The following is a 17,780-nucleotide window of genomic DNA, read 5'->3' as shown; positions in this document are numbered from 1 at the left end:
TCTCAGCCGGCGGCGGGCGGCTCGTTATGTTCCCAACCGCCGCCAAGCGCCTGGTAGAGCGTGACGAGATCGGCCGAAATCTTGGCCTGGCTTTGCGCCTGCGCCTGTTCGGCGGCCAGCACAGATTGCTGCGCGGTGAGAACCTGGAGATAGTCGACCAGGCCTTCGCGATAGCGTTCCTGGGCGAGTGACAACGCCCGGCGGGTCTGGGTGACGTCGGTCTGCAGCGCTGCCTGGGTTTTCTGTTCGCCGTCATAGGCGGTCAGCGCGTTGTCGACCTGGTGGAAGGCGGTGAGGACGGTTTTTGCGTAGTTCACCGCGGCCTCGCGCTGCTGCGCCTTGCGCAGGTGCAACTCGCCGCGCAGGCGCCCACCCTCGAACAGCGGCATGGTGATCTGCGGCCCGATCGCGTAGGTGACGGCGGAAAGCTGGTTCAGGTTGGAAAATTGCAGCGCCTGGAGCGATACCGAGCCCGCCAGCGAGATGTCGGGGAAGAAGCTCGCCTTCGCGACACCGATCTCGGCGGTGGCTTCATGCAGGCGGGCGGTGGCCTCGCGAATGTCGGGGCGGCGCTTGAGCAGTTGCGAGGGCAGGCCGATCGGCACCACCGGGGGGACCGGCGGGATCGGCTTCGCGGTGATCAGCCGGGCGCGGAGGGCTTCCGGCCCCTCGCCAAGCAGGAGGCTGAGCTGGTTGATGTCCGCCGCGATCGAGGTTTGCAGGGCGGGGATCTGAGCGCGGATCGACGCGGTCTGCGCCTCGGCATCGGCGACATCGAGCGCGTTGGCGAGGCCGGCCTGCTGGCGCTGGCGGATCAGCCCGGCGATGTTGCCGGCGCTGGCGAGATTGCGCCGGGTGATGGCAAGGACCGCCTGCTCGGCGCGCAGGTTGACATAGTCATGCGCCACCTCCGCCTCGGTGTTGAGCAGGACGGCGCGGCGGGCATCGCGCGAGGCCTGCACAGCGGCGAGCGAGGCCTCGACCGCACGGCGGTTCTTGCCCCAGAGATCGAAATCGAAGACCGAGGAAAACCCGTACTGGAAGAGATCGAACGGTTTGAGCTGCGCGCCGGGAAGGCCGCCGCCGCCGATCGATGTCGAGGCGCCGCTGGCGGTGGAGCCGGCATTGGTGCTGGTCGAGGTCGATCCGCCGCCGCTGAGTGCGGTGAACACGCCCTTGTTGCTCGGCTTCTCGCGCGTGTAGGAGCCGGCGAAATTGAGGTTGGGATAGAGCGCGGCACCCTCGATCTGCGCCTGGGCCTCGGCTTCGGCGAGGCGCTGGGTGGCGGCCTTGACGTCGAGATTGCGGGCGATGGCCTGCTGCTCGAGGCTGGTGAGGGCCGGATCGTCGAAGCTCTGCCACCAGGCGAGATCGACCTTGCCCTGGCTGACCGTCTCGGGAGAGGTCAGTGCCGGGCGATGAGAGAAGAAGGATGAAGCCGCGCTGGTCCGCGGCGGGTGGAAATTGGGCCCGAGTTCGCAGCCGCCAAGTGCGAGGGCAGCAAGCAGCGCCGGGCCCATGAGGGCGCCCCGGCGCAGGCGGGCGGCAAAAACGTCAGATTTCATAAACCACTCCTTCGGCGGCACGGGCTGACGGGGTACCGAGCAGCAGCACGACCGGCCAGACCAGCAGGGCCATCAGACCCAGAATATGGAACAAATCAAGATAGCTCATGAACGCTGCCTGATGTTGCACCGCCGCGGCGACCTGCGAAAGGGTCCTTCCGTGCAGGCTGACATACGGAGTAACGGACTCGGCAAGCCTTGAATGATGGAACTGGGTGCGCCACGCGAGCATCGAGGTGACAAAGGAGATGCCGATGCTGCCGCCGATATTGCGCACCTGGTTGATGATCGCCGAGGCATCGCCGTTGCGGGCGGGCGGCAGGCCGACATAGGAGAGCGCCGAGATCGGGATGAACAGGAAGGGCAGCGCGATTACCTGCAGCACCCGGTCGATCGAGATGGTGAAGAACGAGGCGGTGGGCGCGAGGTGGGACTGGAAGACCAGCGCAATACCGGTTTCGAGCAGGCCGCCGACCAGCAGCACGCGCGCGGGGATGATCCGGCCGGTGACGATGCCAGCGACGGGCATCAGCCCGATCGTGGCGAGCCCGCCGAGGGCGAGCGCGAAGCCGGCGGTTTCCGAGGAGTATCCCATCAGCGTCTGGGTGAGCTGGGGCAGCAACTGCGTCGTGCTGAGCAGGATGAAACCGATGACGAACATCACGAGGCAGCAGATCGCGAAGTTGCGGTAGGCAAAGAGGCGGACATTCACTACCGGCGCCGGATGGTTCCATTCCCATACGACGAGAGTGACGAGCGAGACCGACCAGAGAACGAAGAGGAAGCGGATGAAAACGCTACCGAACCCGTCATCGATCGAGAACTTGTCGAGGAAGATCTGCAGCGCGCCGAACCCGACGGCGACGAGCAGGAGGCCGAACCAGTCGAACCGCAGGCCGCCGGCGAGGCGGGCGGCGCGCTCGCGGACCAGAAGCTCGGGCTCGTCGACGAAGATCGCGATCAGGGCAAAGGCAATGAGGCCGATCGGCAGGTTGATCAGGAACACCCAGTGCCAGGACAGATGGTCGGTCAGCCAGCCGCCGAGGATCGGCCCGGTGGCCGGAGCGACGATGATCACGACGCCGAATACCGCGAAGACCTGGGCCCGCTGCGAAGCAGGAAAACTGTCGGCATACATCGACTGGGTGACGGGTTGCAGGCCGCCGCCGCCGATGCCCTGCAACACCCGGGAGATGATCAGCATGGACAGCGAGGTGGAGAGCGCGCACAGCACCGAGCTTGCGGTGAAGAGGGCGACACAGATCAGGAACAGCCGCTTGCGACCGACCACCTCCTGCAGCCAGCCGGTGATCGGCAGGATGATGCTGTTCGAAACGAGATATGAGGTCAGTACCCAGGTGCTTTCGTCAGGGCTGACGGCCAGTGAGCCGGCGATATGGGTGAGTGCGACATTGGCAATGGTGGTGTCGAGCACCTCCATGAACGGCGCGAGCGCCACCATCGCGACGATCAGCCAGGGATTGTAGATGCCGGCGGCCGAACGCGGCGTGTTGGGCCGCGTGGCGTAAAGCAGGCTCATTGGCCCCGGATGCGGATATACGGCTCGACGGACATGCCAGGCGCGAGCAGGTGGTTTCGGATACGTTTGTCGTCGAAATTGATGCGCACGGGAACGCGCTGGACTACCTTCACGTAGTTGCCGGTGGCGTTCTCCGCCGGGAGCAGCGAGAAAACGCTGCCAGTGCCGTGCTGGATACTGGCGACCTTGCCCTGAAACGCGATTCCGGGAACGGCATCCACATAGACCCGCACCGTCTGGCCAGGATGGATCCGCCCGAGCGCAGTCTCCTTGAAATTGGCGGTCACCCACAGACGGTCGCCAACGATCGCCATCAGCCCGGCGCCGGGCGCCACCACGTTGCCGGCGCGCACGCTTTTCTGCGCAACCCAACCGGAAACCGGGGCCCGGATTTCGGTATAGCCAAGTTTGAGCCGGGCATCGGCGACATCCACTGCGGCAGCCTTGAGCGCGGCTTGCGCGGCAGCGACCGCGGCGGCGGCGGCACCAACCTGCTGGCGGGCCGCATCGGCGCGGGCGACGGCACCACGCAGCGTGGCGGCAACGGAATCGCGCGTCGTCGGCGTGATCGCACGAGGGTCGATCCTGGCGTAGCGCGCCTCGTCCCGGCGAGCGCGAAACAGTGTCGCGTCGGCAACCTCGACATTGGCGCGGGCAACCGCCAGATCGGCCTGCCGTGCGGCAAGATTCGCCTTTGCCTCCGCCTCTCCGGCCTCGGCATGATCGAGCGCCACGCGCTGCGCCCGCGGGTCGAGACGGACAAGCACCTGCCCGCGGACGACGTGCTGGTTGGTCCTGACCGGAACCGCCACGACCTTGCCCTGGATGCGGGCAGAAATCGTGTGGATCGCGCTATCGATCTCCGCATCCGAGGTGGATGCGAAATCGCGGGTGCTCCGCCAATAGGCAAAGCCCGCCGCAGCGAGACCGATGAGCAGAAGCGCCAATATAATGAAAGGACGCCGGCTGCGGCGCGAGGCGACAGCAGGCGCTGACGACGAGGCCGCGCTGCGGCGCAAGTCGGTCTCGGTCAGGTCATTCATACGATCATATTAACCTATCGGCAGGATCATCGCCACAGCCGGCGCCACACTCAGCGCCGCAGTCAGCATCAAGACCGCAGTTACACACATAACGAAGCCGCAACAACGCGGCGGCGATCAAATTGCCATCAACAAAGTTTCAGCGGCGATGACGATTCGGCTTGAATCCTAAGACATGATGAGTATTACTATCTTAGGTAGTATTTTGTATCTTAACATGATGATTTGGATGAAAAATGACGCAGTTTCAGAGCATGGACAGTTACCTGCGCGACCGGATCAGGGCATGGCCACAGACCCCGCCGGGGCTCGAACCTGCAGATACGGACGAGCGCGGCGTTTGGCTGCGGGCGCGGCCCGGGCCGGTGCAGGAAAGCGAGGCCCCTGCCCTGAAAATTCCCGGCGCATCGCGGATGCGAACCTTTCCGGACGGTCTCTGGCTGTGGTTTGGCGGCAGCAACGCCGACCGGTTCGTCGATCTGTTCGCAATCGAGATTTGCGGCAGCTTGCAGAACCTGCTCGACAAGCGGTCGCGCTATGCGCCAAGCCTGCATTCGCTGCTGGTCTCCTGCCCCGCCGGGTGGATGCGCCGGCCGGTCTGCGCGCAGGATCCGACACAGCGATGGCAACGGATCGGCCTGTTCGACGCAGCGCCAGAAACGCCGATTGCCCTGCCAGTGCGCGACATCCGGGTTCTTTACGCGCTGAAACCCAAGCATTTCCGTGAGTTCACCGCCGGCAGCATCGCGCATCCGCACGAATTGTTCGCTCCCGTGGACATATTGCTTGATGAGGCGGGCTGGCAGGCGCCAGGGCTGCGGCGGTTTCTCTTCCACGCCGCGCGGCGGGCAAATTACTGGGATTCAGCTTCGTGCGGCGGCAACGAAACCGGGTGCGGCGACCTGCGACCCGGCGCGCAGAATGGCATTGCGGGCAAGATCGGGGCGATCGGAGATCATGCCATCGACGCCAAGGCCAATCATCCGGTCAAACGCATCGGCGGTGTTGACGGTCCAGGGCAACACGAGAAGGCCGAGCGCGTGGGCCTCGCGGACCTCGTCCTGCTGGAGCGTTCCATGAAACGGCGCCCAGCACACAGCACCCGTGGCGGCAACCGCGCGCGGGAGATGGCCGCCGAATGCTTCTAGGTCGGTGCCGTCAAGCCAGAGGGATGCCGCCTCCAGCGTATCCGGAGCGGTGAGGCAGCAGCGGCGCAGGCCCGGCTCGATGGCGGCCGCTTCCCGCAGCACACGCCAGTCGAAGGCGAAAAGCAGCGCGCGGTCGATTGCGCCGTGGCGGCGAAGCGCGTCGATCATCGCGGCGGCCATGCGGGCGGGAGGGGCAGTGAGGTCGGGATGGTCGGGGAAGGTCTTGATCTCGACCAGAAGGTCGCGTCCCGGCAGCGCCTCGATCACGGCATCGAGCGTGGGGATCCGCGCGCCATCCGCCGGCGCCTGCACGGGATAACGCGCTTCATACGCCGTTCCCGGGCGCAGCCGGCCGACATCGAAGGTGGCAAGCTCGGCGAAGCGGCGTTCGCGGAGCAGCGGGGCGACTTCGAGTGCGAGCCAGGCGCCGGACGGATCGCGCGCGATATCGGGGTTGAGACGCGCATCGTGGTGGACCACTGCGACATCGTCGGCGGTCAGGCCGACATCGAATTCGGCTCCGGTCAGGCCGAGCGCGGCGATCGCGGCGAACCCCTCGATCGTGTTCTCGGGCCGGAGGCCGCGGGCGCCGCGATGGCCGAACAGGGCGATGGAACGTGGCGATCCGGCGGTGCTGATCATGGCGGGTCTTTCAGGTTAGAGCATCATCCGATCAGATGGCGTCATCTGATCGCATGATGCTCTAGGCGGTCTCGGCAGCGTCGACGCGGGCATGGCCGCCTTCGCCCCGGCTGACGCGCAAGCGCCGCGGATGCAGGCGGATCAGGCTTTCGTGATGGGCGATCGAGACGATCTGCATCGCCGGCAGGCGGGCACGCAGCAGGGCAAAGAGGCTGGCGGCCGATTCCTCGTCGAGCGCTGAGAGCGCCTCGTCGAGGAACAGCCAGTCCGGCCGCGCGACCAGTACGCGCGCGAGGGCGAGGCGCTGTTGCTCGCCGCCCGACAGGCGCAGCGCCCAGTTGTCGACATGCTCGAGGCGCAGGCCAAGGCCGCCGAGCCCGACCTCGGCGAGTGCGGCGCGCACGGTTTCGTCGTCCACCTCGTATTCCTGCTGCGGATAGGCAACCGCGCGCTTGAGCGAGCCGAGTGGGAAATAGGGTTTCTGGGGCAGGAACATCGCCGTGCCGGACGGCCGGGCGACGCGGCCGCGGCCGAACGGCCAGATCCCGGCGAGGGCGCGAAAGAGCGTGGATTTTCCGGTGCCGGAGGGGCCGGTGATCACCACCGGCTCGCCGCGCTCGATGGCGAGGCTGGCGCCGTCGAAAAGATGCCGCCCGTCGGGCAGCGAGACGGTGAGATCCTCGGCATGCAGTGCCGAATCCGCAGCCATGGCGACATGGTCGGGCCGGTGCGCGTGCGCCTGTTTCACCGCGCGCTCGAACCCGTCGAGACGCTGCACGGTGGCGCGCCAGCCGACCAACTGCGGATAGGCAGAGACGAACCAGGAGAACGAGCCCTGCACGTTACCGAAGATGTTATTGATCTGCAGCAGCAGGCCAAGGGTGAAAAGGCCGGAGAAATAGCCGGGAGCGGCGATCAGGATCGGGAAGATGATCGCGACCTGGCTGAAGCCGATGGTGAAGAAGTTCAGCGCCTTGGTGCGCTTCATGATCTTCCACCAGTTCAGGTAGATCGCATGGAAGCGCTGCTTCAGGCCGACCCCCTCCTCGGCCTCGCCACCATAGAGCGCGATCTGCTCGGTGTTCTCGCGCACACGGATGAGGTTGAAGCGGAAATCGGCATCGACCTGCTGCTGCTGGAAGCTCAGCGGGATCAGTTTCCAACCGATCACATGGGTCAGGTAGGTACCGATCAGCGAATAGACGATCGCGATCCAGACCAGGTAGCCGGGGATGACGAGGCCGAGCAGGTGCAGCGGCGGCACCAGGAACCACAGCACGAAGATGAAGCTGAACAGGTTCACGATGTTGGAGATGAAGCTGATGCCGAGGGAGAGATTGTTGGAGACGAAGCTGCGCAGGTCGTCGGCGATGCGCTGGTCCGGGTTGTCGAGCGGGCTGCCGGCCTCGGCCTTCAGGCTGAGCTGATAATGCGCGCGGTTGGTCAGCCAGTCGGCCACGAAATTCTCGGTGATCCAGCGGCGCCAGCGGATTTCCAGCATCTGCTGGAGATAGAAGGCGTACACGCCGACAAGGATGTTCAGCGTGGCGATCTCGGTGAAGCCGGGAACAAACCACGGATAGCCCTTGATCATCCGGTAGGTGAAGATCGACTGCCAGAAACCGGCCGCGTCCTTTGCCTGGAGCGCGTTGTAAAAAATCTTGTACCAGTAGGAATAGAGGACGTTGAGATAGACCGAGACAAGGTTGAGGGCGATGATGGTGGCGAGCAGGGCCAGCGCCGGCCAACGCTCCTTAGAGGCGAAATAAGGCCGGGCGAGGCGCCAGGCATCGGCCAGGGCGGCGATCACCGTGCGCAGGAACCTCATGAACGCGGCTCCGCTGCGCGGGAGATCGCGTCGAGCCAGCGGCGCAGCCGGGCGGCGTTGGCGCCGAAATCCGAATAGCCATAGACCGAGTGAGAATAGAGGATCAGGTCGCTGCCGCCGGCCGGATCGGGGCGGATCGCGGCGGTCACCACATCGGGGAAGTTCGCGACCGGCGTGCGCGCGACCCAGGATTGCTGCATCCGGGCAGGATCGGCCGCGAGCGGATAGGTTCGCGGCTCGGCCGCCGCAACCCGGGCGACGAGCGCATAGAGTGCTGCGGGCGGCAGGGCGTAGCGCGGCGTGTCGAAAGTGGGTTTCGGGGTGAAGCCGGCGGGGGCCGCCAGCGCCTTGTTGGGCGAGGCCGGGAGGACAAAATGCGCGAAATCGATCGGCCCCGGCGGGGTGATGCCTGCGGCTCCGGCGGCGCCGCACGCGGGGAACACGAGGCTGAGCAGCAGGGGCAACAATCCAACGGCCATCAGGCGGACTCTCCGGAAGGAAGGGCGGGCAGGCCGAGGCGAATGACGCCCCGCACGGCATCGGGGGCGATCGCCTTGCCCTTGCGCAGGATCACGATGCTGCCCTCGCGGGCAAGATCGACCGCGGTGCGGCGGATGGCGGGGAGGTGATGGCGCCAGGCCTCGGGCGCGGTTTCGCCACGGGCGGTGGCAAGCTGGCGGGCGGCATCGGTCGGGCAGATCGTGGCGCCGGGCCGGCAGGCGGCCAGGGCGCCGCGGATCGCACGGCCGGCTTCGTCGGGACTGGCGGGATGCGGAGCACGAGTCATGCGACCATGTCTGGCGCGGATCGGGCGTTCCGGCAAGCGTCCGGGTGGCGCGGACTTCGCGCGGTCCGAAGCGCGCAGGGCAGATCAGCTGTCGGCCGGCAACCGCGCGCGCAGCATCTCGGCTGCCATGGCGGGCCCGATCCAGGGGCCCTGTACCTCGGCTACTCCAAGCTCACGAGCTTTCTGCAATTCGGTCTCGGTTTCCACTCCGTCGAGCAGGACGGTTACGTCGAACCGGCGGGCGATGTCGATCGCGGCACGGATCAGCACGACGTCCGGCCCGGCCGGATCCGCCACGAGGGCGCGGACCAGCCGCCGGTCGAATTTGAGCCCGCTGAACGGCAGGCGCGACAACAGAGCCAGGCCGCCGAAATCATGGCCGAAGCCTTCGAGGATGACACCGATTCCAGCATCGCGCAGGCTGGCGATCTGCTGCTGCAGATGCTCGCCGCCGATCACGAGATCGGCTTCGTCGATCAGGATATCGAGCCGCTGGAGGTCGACGCCGAGCGGCTCGAAGGCCTGGCGCACGAGGCTGGCGGTGTATCCATCTCCGAGGGTGGCACCGGGAAGCGGGACGCCGACATGCCAGCGCGGCGGCCCAGCGGCGAGTTCGGTGGCGACGGCACGCAGCGTATAGGACAAGATATCGTGACGCAGCATCGATCGGTCGATCCCGCGCAGCAGCGGAGCGACCGGCATCAGGCCGCGGCGGCGGTTCGGCAGCCCGAGCCAGAGATCGGCGCCAACGAACCGCTCGGCGGCGGGGGCGAGGCAAAGTCGCGGCACGTAACGGCGGACGAAACTATCCTGCCTCAGGGCATCGGCGAGGCGGGCCGCCCGCTTGCGCTGCTCGCCAGCTTCGAGACGGCGGAGCGAAGCGCGCTCGCGGCGCTCCGTTTCAGCCGAACCGGACTCCGAAACGCCCGACCGAACCGGCGCAGTGGCAAGTGTCGGCCGAAAGTCCGGTGACTGCGATACACTCAAAAGACCCTACTCCATCGACGCGTCCCATTCAGCGTGATGATGAGGCAGGATGAGTAAAATATACCTTAACGTGACACAATAAATGCGATCTTACGCAGTTTTCCGCGCATTTCAGACACCGATCGTGTCGAGCAGGCGGGTCGTGCCGAGACGGGCGGCGGCAAGCAGGCGAGCGCCGGAGTCGAGTGTTGCGAGCGGTACGAGGCTCGCCTCGTCGACGAGTTCGAGATAGTCGAGGACGAAGCCGCCGGCGGCAAGCGTCTGCCGGCTCGCGGCAAGGGTCGCGCCGACCGGGGCGCCTGCGCGCAGTTCGTCGCGCGCGCGCAGCAGGACACGATGGAGCAGCGGCGCGCGGGCACGCTCAGCGGCGTCGAGATAGCGGTTGCGCGAGGACATTGCGAGACCGTCCGCCTCGCGCAGGGTCGGTCCGACGACGATCTCCACCGGCAGGAACAGGTCGTTCACGACGCGGCGGATGACCTGCACCTGCTGCCAGTCCTTCTCGCCGAAATAGGCGGCGTCCGGCCCGACCTGCCCGAGCAGCTTGGCCACCACCGTCGCAACACCCCGGTAATGGCCGGGCCGGACCGCACCCTCCAGCACGGTGGACAGCCCGGCGACGTCGATCATGGTGGCATCGCCGGGCGGATACATTGTCGCCACCTCGGGCAGCCAGGCGAGCGCGCAGCCGGCTTCGGCGAGGAGCGCGCAGTCGCGCGCGGGGTCGCGCGGGTAGCGGGTGAAATCCTCGTTCGGGCCGAACTGGGTTGGGTTGACGAAGATCGAGGCGGCAACGACGTGGCCGGCCGCGCGCGCGGCGCGCACGAGCGAGAGATGGCCCTCGTGCAGCGCGCCCATCGTCGGCACCAGCGCGAGCCGGGCGCGGCCGCCTCCTGCCAGCGCCGCGCGGGCGGCGCGCAGGTCGTGGAGATGACGGACGATCTGCATGATGTGTCTCCGTGAAAACCGGCTTGTGGCGAGGGTTTTGGGGGAATCCGGCCGCTGCGTCCATGCCCGGCGGCGGAAGGCAGCTCCGCCGGCGTCGGGGACGGTTACACATTCGTGAAACCATAAACTATGCGCGAGCGGCGTGCTGCGAGAGCAGATGCGGACTTTGGAAATCGGTAGAGTAACTATATGTAGCGGTCATGGTACGCCAATCGTCTCCCGCGAAACAGTGGATCGGTCAGGAAATCAGGCTTGGAGGACGGCGCGCCCGGCTCGCCATCGGGCTCGGCATCGCCTCCACCATCATCGCGATCGGGCAGATCGCCTGTGCGGCCGGGTTGCTCGCTGCGGCGATCGCCCCGGGGCGTCTGCCCACCGCGCTGCTCGGGCTCGGCTTCATCACCGCCGCCCTGCTGCGGGCGGGGCTGATCGTCGGCCAGGAACACGAGGCGAGCCGGCTCGGCATCGCCGCCCGCCGGCGGCTGCGCAGCGACACGCTGGGCCGGCTCATGAGTGCCGGGCCGGGGCTACTGCGCGGGCGGCATTCGGCGGAGCTGTCAATCATCGTGGTCGACCGCGTCGAGGCGATGAACGGGCTGCACGGGCGCTGGATTCCGGCGGCCCGGCTCGCCGCGATTGGGCCGGCGCTGGTGGCGCTCGCCGCCGCGACCGCGGACTGGCGCAGCGGGCTCATCCTCGCCGCGACCGGCATTCTGGTGCCGGTATTCATGGCGATGACCGGGATCGGCACAGGTGTTGCGGCGCGGCGCCAGTTCACCGCGATGGCACGGTTGCAGACCCGCTTTCTCGATCGCGTGCGCGGGATCGCCACCATCGTGCTGGCCGGGCGCGCGGAAGCCGAGGCGGCCTCGCTCGGCCGCGCCGCCGACGAGTTGCGCCACCGCACCATGCGCATCCTGCGCATCGCCTTCCTCAACGCCACGGCGCTGGACCTGCTGGCTGCGGCGGCGCTGGTGGGGATCGCCATCCGCTTCGCCGGACCGCTGCTCGCCGGCCAGGCGGCGCTGGCGCCGACCGCGCTGTTCTGCGTGTTGCTGGTGCCGGAATTCTTTGCGCCGCTGCGTGCGTTCTCGGCGGTGTATCAGGACCGGATGACCGCGCAGACCGCGGCGGAAGACCTGGTCGACCTGCCCACGCCGGAGACGGTGGCGGTAGCGCCGGATGCCGTGCGCACGGTAACGACGCGGGGCATCACGATCGGCTTCGAGCAGGTCAGCTTCGCCTGGAGCGAGGCGCGCGGCCCGGTGTTGCAGGATCTCAGCTTCCAGTTGCCGGCCGGCGAGATGATGATGCTGGTCGGGCCGTCGGGGGCCGGAAAATCCACCATCATCGAGCTGCTGCTCGGCTATATCAGGCCGCAATCGGGGCGGATCACACTGAATGGCGCGCCGATCGAAACGATCGTGCCGGCCGCCCTCGCCCGCATGACGGCGCTAATCAGCCAGCGGCCGGTGCTGTTCGCCGGGACGATCGAGGAGAATATCCGCATGGGACGGCCGGAAGCGAGCGAGGCCGATCTGCTCGAAGCGGCGCGACTCGCGCGGGTGAGCGAGTTCGCCGACCTTCTGCCCGAGGGGCTGGCGACACGCATCGGCGATGGCGGCTATGGGCTGTCGGGCGGCCAGGCGCAGCGGATCGCGATTGCCCGCGCCTTTCTCAAGAATGCCAGCCTGCTGCTGCTCGACGAGCCGACCGCACAGCTCGACCCGGCGACCGAGCGCGAGGTGGTGGACAGCCTCAGGCGGCTGGCGATCGGGCGGACCGTGGTGCTTGCGAGCCACTCCGCCTTCGCCCATGAATTCAGCGGCCGCAAGCTCGATCTCGGCGCCGCGCTGGCGGCTCGGCTCGAAGGGGTGGCATAATGAGGGAGGCTGTCCTCGTACCGCTGCTGCGGGTGATCCTGATCTGGCGGCGGCAGGCACCGGCGATCGCCTTCGGTGCGCTGGTGGCGCTGGCCTCGCTGGCCTCGGGCATAGCCCTGATGGCCGGCGCCGGACACTATATCGCGGCCTCGGCGATCGGCCTTGCGATTGCCGTGCCGGTGGCGCTGGAGGTGACCGGCGTCGCGCGCGTGGTGCTGCGCTACTTGGAGCGGCTGACGACGCATGACGCGACGTTCCGTGCGCTCGGCGCGTTGCGTCTGTGGTTCTATCGCGGGCTCGCGCGAAGTGCCGCCGGCGGGCTTGGGTTCCGGCGCTCGGGCGATGTGCTGGCCCGGCTGGTCAACGATATCGAGGCGCTGGACGGGGTGCTGCTGCGCCTGCTGATCCCGCTGCTCGGCGCCGTGATGCTGGTGCCGGCACTGCTGGTCGTGGTCGGCCAGGACGATACGGCGGCCGCTGTGCTTGTGCTGGCGCTGTTCGCCATCGTCGCGTTTGTGATGCCGTGGCGGGCGATGATCGCGGCGCGCGCGGCCGCGGCGGACGAGACCGAGGCCGGCGGCGCCTTGCGCGTCGCCGTGCTCGACACGCTGACGGGGCTGCGGGAAATCAAGGTTTACGAAGCCGAGGGGCGGATGCTCGCCGGAATGCAGTGGCAGGAATCCCGGCTGTTCCGCGCCGAGCGCGACCTCGCCGCGCGAGGGGCGGCATTGCAGGGCCTCGCCTTCCTCGCCACCCAGGGCGCGCTGCTCGCGGTTTTGCTGATCCATGGCGCGCATCCGCTGGCCGTGGTGGTGGCGGTGTTCGTTGTCGTTGCCGCGTTCGAGGCGGTTGGCGGGATGCCGCGTGCGGGCGTGATCGCGGGTCGGGCCTCGGCGGCGGCGACGCGGGTTCTCGAGGCGGCCGAGGCCGCGCCGCCGGTGCGCGACCCCGAGCGCCCGGCGCCGATGCCGACCGGCCACGCCCTCGCCTTCGAGCATGTCGGGTTCCGCTGGACGCCGGAAGGCCAGGCGGTGTTCGAGGATCTGTCGCTCGACGTGCCCGCCGGAGCGCGGGTGGCGGTGCTCGGGCCGTCAGGGGCGGGAAAGTCGACGCTCGCCGCACTGGCGCTGAAGCTCGCGGCACCCGAGCGGGGCCGGATCCGGCTCGGTGGGACGGATATCGACACGCTGCGGGCCGACGATGTGCGCGCGCGGATTGCCTGGCTGTCGCAGGCGACGCATCTGTTTGCCGACACGATCCGCAACAACCTGCTGATCGGGCGCGACGATGCCGATGACGAGGCACTCTGGGCAGCGCTGGAGGCGGCGCGGATCGCCGATGTCGTGCGTACGCTGCCGGACGGGCTGGACACCTGGGTCGGCGAACAGGGTTCGCAGTTTTCCGGCGGCCAGGGGCGACGCCTTGCACTGGCGCGGGTGCTGCTGAGCACAGCGCCGATCCTGATTCTCGACGAACCGTGCTCGGGTCTCGACCTCGAGACCGAGCGCGCCTTCCTCGCGACGCTGAACAACACGCTGGAGGGGCGGACGGTGCTGATGATCACCCACCGGCTGACCGGTGTGGAGAGGCTCGACAGGATCTACCGGCTGCAGAACGGAAAGCTTACGGCGGCGACGAGATAAGCGCCGCATTGCGGCGACAAGACAGGCTCGCCGCTGAGCTGCTGGGCAGCTCAGGCGACGGCGGCGAGATCCGGCGCGGCGGTGCTAACACGGCGGTAATTTGCGGCGTCGGCGAACAGGCTGCGCAGCAGCAGGTTGTTGAGCCGGTGGCCGGTCCGCGCACCGACAAAGCGACCGCGAAGCGCGGCGCCAGCCAGCGCCAGATCGCCCACCACGTCGAGCAGCTTGTGGCGGACAAACTCGTCCGGGCTGCGCAGCCCCTCGGGATTGAGGATGCTGTCACCATCGACCACCACGGCATTGCCAAGGGTGCCGCCCAAGGCAAGGCCGGCCTCGCGCAGACGGTCGATATCCTGTTTCATGGTAAAGGTACGCGCACGGGACAGTTCACTCGCGAAGCTGTCCGGGGTGATTTCGAGCGACAGCGCCTGGCGGCCGATCGCGCCGGCGGGAAAGTCGATCTGCAAGGCCGCGGTGAAGCCGTATTCACCCGAAGCTGCGGGGCGCAGCTCGGCGGAGGCGGCGCCATCGCTCACCCGGACGGGGCGGCGGATCTCGATGATATCGCGCGGGGCCGCGGTTTCAACGATGCCGGCGCAGCGGATGAGGAACACGAATTCGGCAGCGGAACCGTCGAGGATCGGGATTTCCGGGCCATCGACCTCGATCAGCGCATCATCGATGCCGAGGCCGGCGAGCGCCGCCATGATGTGTTCGACCGTGCCGATCCGCGCCTCGGGCCGGCGCGGATCGGCGAGGACGGTGCAGAGCCTCGTATCCGCCACGAGGTCGTGACGGGCGGGGATGATGATGTCGAGATCGGTGCGGCGGAAGCGGATGCCGGTACCGGGTTCGGCAGGGACAAGGCGCAGATTCGTCTCCTGCCCGCCATGCAGGCCGACGCCACGGCAGGCGATGGCCGCGCCGAGGCCGCGCCGCTTCACGAGGCTGTCCTGCCCGGCGATGAGGGGTCGGCTGAACGGAATGGCGGTGGACATCATGCGGAGAAAGCCTTGTGTTGAACCCGGGCACCTGCGACAGGCACCTTATTGCGGTGCAAACTAGCCCGGGGAGGCTGCGGTGGGAAATCAATGAATATTTCTGATTATTTCGATATAAACCTATGATTTTGTTATTTTCATGGCGTGGCTGACACAATCGGCTCACAACCTCGCGCGGCACGGTTTGCCTTTGCCGGCCGGTTCTGCTTTCAGGAAGGCCGCAGCGCGGCGCCGCCGCGCGAGACCGGGGAACCCATGACTGTCGCACTGATCGTCGCCGCCGGCCGTGGCCATCGCCTCGGCGGCCCCATTCCGAAACAGTATCGCCTGCTCGACGGCGTGCCGATCCTTCGCCGCACGGCGGAGGCATTGCGCCGGCATGCGGCGGTGCGGGCGGTGCGGGTGGTGATCAACCCCGCCGATCGCGGCCTGTATGACGAGGCCATGGGGGGGCTCGGGCTTGCGGAGCCGGTGACGGGTGGCGCCTCGCGGCAGGAATCGGTGCGCAACGGGCTTGAATCGATCGCCGCCCTCGCCCCGGAGACCGTGCTGATCCATGACGGGGTGCGGCCCTTCGTCGATACCTCGACGATCGGCGCGGTACTCGACGCGCTGGCCCGCGTGCCCGGGGCGGTGGTCGGCGTACCGGTGACCGATACGCTGAAGCGATGCCGAGGTGCCGTGGTGACCGGAACGGTGGACCGGGCGGATCTGTGGCGGGCGCAGACACCGCAGGGTTTCCGCTACGAGGCGATCCTCGGCGCGCACCGGCGAGCGCATGCGGCACATCCGGGCCGGGACTTCACCGACGATTGCGCGGTCGCGGAACTCGCAGGGCTCACGGTTGAGATGGTTCCGGGCAGCGAGGAGAATTTCAAGATCACCACCGAGGCCGACCTGCTGCGCGCCGAGGCCATGCTGCGCGAACGAGGTCGTTTTCTGGCCGTTGCCAGTTAGAGCATCATCCGGTCGGGTGGAGTCATCTGATCGGTTAAAGATGCCCCAATACCGCCGCCACGCCTCCCCTGCCCTGCAGCGCTTCCGGCTCAGCCGATGCCCGCGGCGGCGATCAGCACCACGCCGAGGCTGACCAGGGCGAGACCAGCCAGCTCGCCGCGCCGTGTGCGCTCGCCGAGGAAAAAATGGCCGACCGCGAGGGTGAACAGGATCTCGATCTGCCCGAAACCGCGCACCAGGGCCGCGCTGGTCAGTGCGAAGCCGGCGAACCAGCAGCCCGACCCGCAGGCGGAGAGCAGGCCGACGGGTGCCGCCCGCCGCCACAGGGTGAAGCATCGGGCCAGTTCGTCGCGGTTTCGCAGCGCCATGACGCCGCCCTGGACCAGGGTTTGCAGCAGGTTGGTGACGGTGAGGGTGAGCACGGCCTTGAGGATGACCGGCGTCGCGGGGCCGAGCGCGAGCGTCGCCCGCCGCAGCAATATGGCGGTGACGGCAAAGCCGAAGCCGGACCCGAGGCCGCACAGAGCCGCGGGCTGCACCGAGGCGCGCAGCAGATCGGCCGGGGAGAGTTTCTGACCGGCAAAGGACAGCGCCAGCACGCCGATCACCGCGAGCATGATCCCGATAATGGCGAGCGGCGGAATCCGCACCCCGAGCACAAGAACCGAGAAGATCACGAGCTGCGCCGCCTCGGTCTTGGCATAGGCGGTGCCGACCACGAAATTGCGATGGGCGAAGGCCATGATCAGCAGCATGGTGCCGAAGATCTGGGCAATGCCGCCGGCCAGGCAATCGAGCAGGAAAACGGGCGGAATCGCCGGCAGCGCGCGGTGCAGCAGGACAAGTGCAGCACCCAGCAGCAGGAGATCCGCTGGCAGCGCGTAAACGAACCGGACGAAGCCGGCCGCCGGGGCGCTGAGCGCGCCGCGCAGCCGCGCCTGCAGCGCCGTTCGCCAGACCTGGAACAGCGCGGCGGCGATGGTCACCGGTATCCAGGCGGGAACGATGCTCATGCCAGGGCCGCGACATGGGCGCAGAAGCGCGCGGCGAGCGCCACGAGATCGGCGACGACCGCCTCGCCGAGCGCGGCATCGGCGCCGGTGGCATCGGCGGTGGCGGAGGCCGGCGCGATCTCGGGATATTCGGCCGGGGCATCGATATCGACTCCCTCGAAGCCGATCGTGCCGAAGCCGATGACGGGGCAGCCGAGCAGGCTGGCCCCCGCGGCAGGCTTGCGGGCGAGATCAGGCCGGCAGGCGTCGGGGCGGAGGCAGAGCGCGATCGAGGCGAGCGGCTCGGCACCATGACCGAACCGCCCTGACGCGGGGCCGATGCGGGCCTGCATCAGGCGGCTTGCGACCTTCCAGAGATAGAACGAGGGGATCACCGGACCGCCGGCGCGACGGATGGCGAGGGTTACCTCGTGCACCAGCGGCGCATTGCCGCCATGGCCGTTGAGGATGACGATGCGATCCAGCCCGTTGCGGCGGAGATCAGCGATCAGGTCGGCGAGCACGGCGCGGAACGTGGCGGGGGCGAGCGCGAGGCCGCCGGGCACGGCGCCGAAATGATCCGCCGCACCGAAGGGCAGCGCCGGGGCCGCGAGGGTCAGCGTGCCGGACTCGGTCGCGGCGCGCGCAATTCGCCCGGCCAGCGCCGCAGCGAGGCGGAAATCGCCCATCGGGGCATGCGCGCCCTGGTCTTCCTGACTGCCCAGCGGCAACAGCACCAGCGGCCGGCGCGGCAGGAGGACACGCAGTTCGGCACTGGTCAGATCCTCGATAGCTGCTTTAAACATTTATTCATCC

Annotated in this window: 16 protein-coding genes; 3 read left to right on the top strand and 13 right to left on the bottom strand. The window is 67.9% G+C overall.

Translation table 11 applies throughout. The features are described from left to right. Positions 1-2 precede the first annotated feature (2 nt). The 10 genes from B7Z76_RS04595 to panC form a co-directional block, all read right to left on the bottom strand. Positions 3-1,565 carry an efflux transporter outer membrane subunit gene (locus tag B7Z76_RS04595; protein ID WP_291342429.1) on the bottom strand — a complete coding sequence of 521 codons (1,563 nt, stop codon included), beginning with the start codon at positions 1,563-1,565 and terminating at the stop codon, positions 3-5. Beyond that, positions 1,555-3,105, bottom strand: coding sequence for a DHA2 family efflux MFS transporter permease subunit (locus B7Z76_RS04590; RefSeq protein ID WP_174502513.1), 1,551 nt, complete (start codon positions 3,103-3,105; stop codon positions 1,555-1,557). Before B7Z76_RS04590 ends, B7Z76_RS04595 begins: the two co-directional genes overlap by 11 nt. After that, positions 3,102-4,052, bottom strand: a complete 951-nt coding sequence (locus B7Z76_RS04585; RefSeq protein WP_236656219.1) for an HlyD family secretion protein — start codon at positions 4,050-4,052, stop codon at positions 3,102-3,104. Before B7Z76_RS04585 ends, B7Z76_RS04590 begins: the two co-directional genes overlap by 4 nt. Positions 4,053-4,360: 308 nt before the next feature. After that, complete coding sequence (locus B7Z76_RS04580; protein WP_291342426.1) at positions 4,361-4,984, bottom strand: hypothetical protein; 624 nt, start codon at positions 4,982-4,984, stop codon at positions 4,361-4,363. Positions 4,985-5,011: 27 nt separating this feature from the next. After that, positions 5,012-5,938 carry a glycerophosphodiester phosphodiesterase gene (locus B7Z76_RS04575; protein ID WP_174502516.1) on the bottom strand — a complete coding sequence of 309 codons (927 nt, stop codon included), beginning with the start codon at positions 5,936-5,938 and terminating at the stop codon, positions 5,012-5,014. A 61-nt stretch (positions 5,939-5,999) separates the two neighbouring features. Continuing rightward, positions 6,000-7,766 (bottom strand): ABC transporter ATP-binding protein/permease, encoded by a 1,767-nt coding sequence (locus B7Z76_RS04570; protein WP_174502517.1) that lies wholly within the window; start codon positions 7,764-7,766, stop codon positions 6,000-6,002. After that, the gene (locus B7Z76_RS04565) at positions 7,763-8,245 is read right to left on the bottom strand and encodes a DUF1499 domain-containing protein (RefSeq protein WP_291342424.1); all 483 of its coding nucleotides are present in this window, start codon (positions 8,243-8,245) and stop codon (positions 7,763-7,765) included. The genes B7Z76_RS04570 and B7Z76_RS04565 overlap by 4 nt, the downstream gene beginning before the upstream one ends. Then, positions 8,245-8,553 carry a DUF3253 domain-containing protein gene (locus B7Z76_RS04560; protein WP_174502518.1) on the bottom strand — a complete coding sequence of 103 codons (309 nt, stop codon included), beginning with the start codon at positions 8,551-8,553 and terminating at the stop codon, positions 8,245-8,247. The genes B7Z76_RS04565 and B7Z76_RS04560 overlap by 1 nt, the downstream gene beginning before the upstream one ends. Before the next feature lie 84 nt (positions 8,554-8,637). Beyond that, a complete protein-coding gene (locus B7Z76_RS04555) occupies positions 8,638-9,540 on the bottom strand; it encodes an EAL domain-containing protein (protein WP_174502519.1) in 903 nt (300 codons plus the stop codon). A 111-nt stretch (positions 9,541-9,651) separates the two neighbouring features. Further along, positions 9,652-10,488: a pantoate--beta-alanine ligase gene (gene panC / locus B7Z76_RS04550; protein ID WP_174502520.1), complete on the bottom strand. Its 837-nt coding sequence runs from the start codon at positions 10,486-10,488 to the stop codon at positions 9,652-9,654. A gap of 200 nt (positions 10,489-10,688) precedes the next feature. Between panC and cydD the strand changes: the two genes are divergently transcribed. Beyond that, entirely contained in the window at positions 10,689-12,371 is a 1,683-nt protein-coding gene (cydD, locus tag B7Z76_RS04545; RefSeq protein ID WP_174502521.1) for a thiol reductant ABC exporter subunit CydD, read from the top strand. After that, positions 12,371-14,014 carry a thiol reductant ABC exporter subunit CydC gene (cydC, locus tag B7Z76_RS04540; RefSeq protein ID WP_291342421.1) on the top strand — a complete coding sequence of 548 codons (1,644 nt, stop codon included), beginning with the start codon at positions 12,371-12,373 and terminating at the stop codon, positions 14,012-14,014. Before cydD ends, cydC begins: the two co-directional genes overlap by 1 nt. Before the next feature lie 50 nt (positions 14,015-14,064). Here the strand turns inward: cydC and lpxC are convergent, their stop codons facing one another. Beyond that, positions 14,065-15,012, bottom strand: a complete 948-nt coding sequence (gene lpxC, locus B7Z76_RS04535; RefSeq protein WP_291342471.1) for a UDP-3-O-acyl-N-acetylglucosamine deacetylase — start codon at positions 15,010-15,012, stop codon at positions 14,065-14,067. 147 nt (positions 15,013-15,159) lie between these two features. Between lpxC and ispD the strand changes: the two genes are divergently transcribed. Next, positions 15,160-15,972, top strand: a complete 813-nt coding sequence (ispD, locus tag B7Z76_RS04530) for a 2-C-methyl-D-erythritol 4-phosphate cytidylyltransferase (RefSeq protein WP_291342420.1) — start codon at positions 15,160-15,162, stop codon at positions 15,970-15,972. Between the two features lie 89 nt (positions 15,973-16,061). Here ispD and B7Z76_RS04525 read toward each other — a convergent pair whose 3' ends face one another. Continuing rightward, on the bottom strand, positions 16,062-16,985 hold the full coding sequence (locus B7Z76_RS04525) for a DMT family transporter (protein WP_174502524.1): 924 nt from the start codon (positions 16,983-16,985) through the stop codon (positions 16,062-16,064). Beyond that, positions 16,982-17,770: a creatininase family protein gene (locus tag B7Z76_RS04520; RefSeq protein WP_291342419.1), complete on the bottom strand. Its 789-nt coding sequence runs from the start codon at positions 17,768-17,770 to the stop codon at positions 16,982-16,984. The genes B7Z76_RS04525 and B7Z76_RS04520 overlap by 4 nt, the downstream gene beginning before the upstream one ends. Positions 17,771-17,780: the final 10 nt, after the last annotated feature.

It is taken from the genome of Acidiphilium sp. 20-67-58, assembly GCF_002255515.1.
In the GTDB taxonomy this organism is placed as follows: Bacteria; Pseudomonadota; Alphaproteobacteria; order Acetobacterales; family Acetobacteraceae; genus Acidiphilium.
This window is presented reverse-complemented; position numbering and strand designations above follow the sequence as displayed.